Annotated in this window: 3 protein-coding genes and 2 pseudogenes; 4 read left to right on the top strand and 1 reads right to left on the bottom strand. The window is 37.0% G+C overall.

Going from position 1 to position 4,955, the window contains the following annotated elements; all coding sequences use genetic code 11:
• Positions 1 to 2,367: pseudogene (locus Q0L68_RS16260) on the bottom strand (translocation/assembly module TamB); the annotation flags it as partial.
• 131 nt (positions 2,368 to 2,498) lie between these two features.
• Here Q0L68_RS16260 and tsaD point away from each other — a divergent pair.
• The 4 genes and pseudogenes from tsaD to Q0L68_RS16280 all read left to right on the top strand — a co-directional run.
• Positions 2,499 to 3,512 carry a tRNA (adenosine(37)-N6)-threonylcarbamoyltransferase complex transferase subunit TsaD gene (gene tsaD, locus Q0L68_RS16265; protein ID WP_296705211.1) on the top strand — a complete coding sequence of 338 codons (1,014 nt, stop codon included), beginning with the start codon at positions 2,499 to 2,501 and terminating at the stop codon, positions 3,510 to 3,512.
• 1 nt (position 3,513) lies between these two features.
• Positions 3,514 to 3,981: an SsrA-binding protein SmpB gene (smpB, locus tag Q0L68_RS16270; RefSeq protein WP_296705214.1), complete on the top strand. Its 468-nt coding sequence runs from the start codon at positions 3,514 to 3,516 to the stop codon at positions 3,979 to 3,981.
• On the top strand, positions 3,944 to 4,741 hold the full coding sequence (locus tag Q0L68_RS16275) for an NlpC/P60 family protein (RefSeq protein ID WP_296705216.1): 798 nt from the start codon (positions 3,944 to 3,946) through the stop codon (positions 4,739 to 4,741). The genes smpB and Q0L68_RS16275 overlap by 38 nt, the downstream gene beginning before the upstream one ends.
• Before the next feature lies 1 nt (position 4,742).
• Positions 4,743 to 4,955: pseudogene (locus Q0L68_RS16280) on the top strand (HNH endonuclease); the annotation flags it as partial.

Raw genomic sequence — 4,955 nt, forward strand, 5'->3', positions numbered from 1 at the left:
AAACTGGTTTTCATTATAGATTTTGACATTGGAAAAATCTATTTCTCCCGGAATAAGCGTTATTAGGTTTTCCTCCACAAACTTCCATTCTTTATCAAATACTTTAAGAGAGGAAGGAGCGAAATTTATTTTTGTGTTTTGTTGAGAAAATTGAGCGTTCGCATTTACCCTTGCAGCACTTTGAGTAGAATCCTGATCTAAAGTAAAATCTAAAGCTACCTTGTTTTGATCCCAGATTGCCTCTAAACCTAGATTCGAAAATGAAATAGTTTTGCCTATATCTTGAGCTTTTGAGTAAATATAAAAAGAAGCCAAAATCTCTTCAGAGTTGATGATTTTTGAGGTGTTGAAATCGACATTTGTAGCATAGGCAGTTTTGTTCTGATAGCTGAGAGTATCTATGCTTGTAAAAAAGTTGAAGACTGTATTTTCAGGAGTCTGATAAAAAGCACCTTCCAAAATTGTATTTCTTGATATATAAATATCGGGATTGAACAGTTGTACAATTGGATTAACATTGAACATCCGAATATTTAAATCCAGATTATAAGTTTCTGCAAAAATAGTTTCTAGGTCAGCCACTGGCTGAGGTTCATTCAAAATAATGGCAATATATTGATCTAGTAAGACGTCGAGATCTTTCGAGATTTGTTCCAAATTGAATTGACCGGAAGCAGCCGCTACGAGATAATCAGAATTGATAGACATGGTGCGTGTACCTCCCGCAAAAAGTGATTGGAAATTAAAATCTCCCAAATCCAAAAATCTATCTTCGAAACCTAAAGCTAAATTGGTAAATCTTGCAATTCCTTGAACGTCATCTAGGGTAACACCCTTTGTATCAATAATCAAATTACCACTGAGGAAGTTAAGCTTATCTGTCAAATTGATATTTTGAAGAAAAGCAGTGTCCAAATCAATCTGCATCCTGACTGAATCCACCGTGGGATTTAAGTTCAAAAGTCCAGTTGCCTGCATTTTTAAATTAGGATCGGCAATATTGAGATTTCCTTTAAATAGATTTAAACCATAGGTCGCATCTGTGTTGATATTCGTATAGATGTAATTATTCAAGCCTACTTTCGAAATATTTGCGTCTACTCCGATTAAAATATTTTCCCTTGAATCACCTTTAAGAGTGACATTTCCATCTAAACTGACTTTTTGAAATAGAGCACGATCCTCTGCCAAAATCCCTAAATCAAGGTTGTTGACTATTAATCTAGAAACAACAGAAGGTTTATCGTTTACGATATCAAAATTAATCCTTCCATTTATTTCTCCGATGCTTGTTTTAAAATCGCCTGAGGTAGTAAATCTGCTTAAGTATCCGGCAAAATCTGCATTAAATCGAATGGTATTAAACTTAAAAATTTGTTTTTCAACATCAGGATTTAGATAGGGGCCTAAATCTCTTGCTAATACTGTAGAGTTTTTTAATGAAAGATTGATATAGGTATCCTCAATATCTGGCAGTCCTTCCAGTTGAAAAGCTCCAAAGAGGGCAGTTTTTTGTCCGAGACGAATCAGAAACTCTTCAGAGTTTAAATCTGAAATGGTTCCTATTACCTCGCCACTCAAATAAATTTCATCTTCAATTTGCGGGAGGTTTGGAGCAAATTTCCGAAGGTCAGATAAATTCAAAAGTGTTTCCTCCATTCTTGCCGTGATTTCCACTTCCGTAATAAAATTAGAAAGTGCAGAATCCGTCAACATATCGAACCGAACGTAGTCTTTGATTTGGGTTTTCTCAGACCTCAAGCTTAAATTGTCAAACTCTATAAAATCCGGAGAATATTTGAAATCAGTGATCAATTCTTTGATCTCAAGATTAGAAGAACTTTCTATTCCGGTGATCATTTGGACATTGATACCAATCTCTGCACCTTCCAAATAGAAGGAATTTGCGTTGCAAAAGACTTCATCGAATTTCAGATGATTGTAATCAAAACCTTCCTCAATAGGAGGATAGTTCAAATTCTCAATATGAACTGTTCCTCCACGGATTTTCACCTGATCAATTCCAAATTTTGAATTACTACTTGAACTGCTTCCTGAACCAAAAACCTCTGTCATTTGTAGAACCCAGAGATTGAGATTCATTAAACTGTCGCTTTCATGAGAAATTAAATGGAGATTTGGGTTAGTTAAAATGACTTCTTGCAGCTTGGGATTTCCGGCATTGAGTAAGGAATTGAGTTCAAAATCAACCTCAATTACCTTTGCACCGATCATCAAGCTATCTCTATGATCGAAGATCGTGACATCCTGAAGTTTGACTGCATCCCACCAATTGAGGGTAATTTTGCCAATTTCAGTTTTAAAATCACTTCGCTCATTTATATAGTTTGCGGCAGTATTGACCACCCAATTTTGAACAAAAGAGATTTGAAGACTTAGTGCAATTAAAATGAAGAGAAGAATTATAGAAAAGATAAGCCAAAGGATTATCCGAAACGCTTTGTGCAAAAAATCCGTAACTTTCGAGTTCTTTTCCAATGGGTACCAACGATAACTTTATTCTAGCAATTGAATCCTCGTGCGACGAGACATCTGCCTCTGTAATAGTAGACGGCAAAGTACTTAATAATATTGTCGCCACACAATCCGTCCACGAAAAATATGGCGGAGTTGTTCCCGAACTTGCCTCGCGCGCTCATCAGGAAAATCTAATCCCTGTGGTTCAAGAGGCTGTTTTGTCAGCTGGAATTACTTTAGATCAACTCTCGGCAGTTGCATTTACCAGAGGTCCTGGATTAATGGGATCACTTTTGGTAGGTGTCAGCTTTGCTAAGGCATTGGCTTTTGCCAGAAATATTCCCTTGATTGAAGTCAACCATATGCAAGCCCATATCTTGGCTCATTTTATTGATGACCCAAAACCGAACTTCCCTTTTATTTGTTTGACGGTAAGTGGAGGGCATACACAGCTTGTTTTGGTAAAAGATTTCTTGGATATGGAAGTGATCGGAGAGACTCAAGATGATGCAGTGGGAGAAGCTTTTGATAAGACAGCCAAATTATTAGGGCTACCCTATCCTGGTGGCCCATTGATTGATAAGTATGCTAAGGATGGAAATCCTAAAGCTTTTAAGTTTCCTGTAACACGAATGGCTGGATTGAATTATTCTTTCAGTGGTATTAAAACAGCCGTTTTATATTTCTTAAGAGATCAGCTGAAAGAAAATCCCAAATTTATAGAGGAGAATTTAGAAGATCTTTGCGCAAGTATTCAATGGACTTTGATAGAAATGCTTCAGATCAAGTTGAAAGAGGCAGTGAAACGATATGGAGTAAAAGAGGTCGCAATTGCAGGTGGGGTATCTGCAAATTCAGGATTGAGAAATACCTTGAATGAATTAGCAATCACCAAGGGATGGAACTTATACATTCCTAAATTTGAATATTGTACAGACAATGCAGGCATGATAGCCATGGCTGCGCATTACAAGTATCTGGCTAGGGAGTTTTCAACCTATGATGTGACACCCTTGGCAAAAATGAAAATTTAATATGGCGAAGCCTTCAAAGTTTGATAAGATTATTAATATCAAAAATAAAAAAGCGAGTTTTCAATTTGAATTCATAGAAAAGTTTGTCTGTGGAATGGTGTTGAAAGGCACAGAAATCAAGTCTATAAGAGAAGGAAAGGTTTCTTTGACAGAAGCTTTTTGTATTTTTCTAAAAGGGGAATTGTATGTTCGGCAGATGCATATTGCTCCCTATTCTATGGCAGCTAGCTACAATCATGTAGCGGTGAGGGATAGAAAGCTCCTACTTAGTAAGAAAGAACTGGATAAATTGGAAACTAAGTCTGAAGAAAAGGGTCTGACTATCATTCCTGTTCGTATATTTATAAACGACCGAGGTTTAGCTAAAATGGAAATAGCCTTAGGTCGTGGTAAAAAGCTTCATGATAAACGACACGATCTGAAAGAAAAAGATGCGAAAAGAGAAATCCAGCGAATGGCCTTTGACTGATGTCTTTGGGATATGCCGCCAGACAATTTTACCGCTCTATAGAAAACCTACCTTTGAATCTGCGCTTATTTCCCAGCTACTTTTCGGGGAATGCTACCAAGTAAAAGCTATTAACCCTGACCAAAGCTGGTACAAAATTTTTCACGAAGATACTGGCCTAGAGGGATGGATTACCTCAAAATCTATCAAAACCATTTTGCCTGCTGACTATGCAAGTTTCCTAAGTCAGGATTTTCAGGTTGTCACTAGTCCCGTTGCTATTATTGAATATCAGGGAACCAATCTTTATTTATTGCCGGGGAGTCGACTCCATTTTTCAGAATTGGAGTTGTTCAATTGGCAGGATCATATTGGTTTTACAGGATCCGTAAGAAGTCATGCTGTGAAAGCTGGTCGAGATGAGTTATTGGAAATAGCACTGAAGTACATAAATGCGCCTTATCAGTCCGGTGGAAGGAGTATTTTTGGTTTGGATGAAATTAAAGGATTTGAATTGATTTATGCCACTGCTGGATACCAATGGACTTTAGAAAAAATGCAGGGAAAAATGATTGAACCTGATCAGGTAATCCCGGGGGATTTGTTTATTTTCAACGATTTAGATGAGAAAATTACTCATGTTTCAATGTATTTGGGGGCGGAAGAAGTACTATGGATGGATGGTAAAATGAGGATCTCAGATATTGATGAATGGGAGACCATTCAAAAAAACAATTCAAGTAAACAGTATGTTTTAAAAGGCCACTCAATTATTAATTAGAATGGAAAAAAGAGTATTGGTATTGAATTTAGATCATACTCCGGTAGCGGTAGTGCCAGTGCAAAAGGCCATTGTCTTGGTGTTGATGGAAAAGGCGAATTGTCTTTCTACCTATGAGCTATTGAAAATCCGAACAGTAAGTAGGGATTTTGAATATCCTGCGGTGATTCGTTTGGTTGATTATAAAAACATTCCTTACCGAGGGGTTTTATTA

Source organism: Algoriphagus sp. (assembly GCF_024642405.1).
Lineage (GTDB): Bacteria > Bacteroidota > Bacteroidia > Cytophagales > Cyclobacteriaceae > Algoriphagus.

What these genes read in the sequence shown, in the direction of transcription:
- Q0L68_RS16275 (WP_296705216.1), top strand. Translation starts at nt 3,944, where the DNA reads ATGCGAAAAGAGAAATCCAGCGAATGGCCTTTGACTGATGTCTTTGGG.
- smpB (WP_296705214.1), top strand. Translation starts at nt 3,514, where the DNA reads ATGGCGAAGCCTTCAAAGTTTGATAAGATTATTAATATCAAAAATAAA.
- tsaD (WP_296705211.1), top strand. Translation starts at nt 2,499, where the DNA reads ATGGGTACCAACGATAACTTTATTCTAGCAATTGAATCCTCGTGCGAC.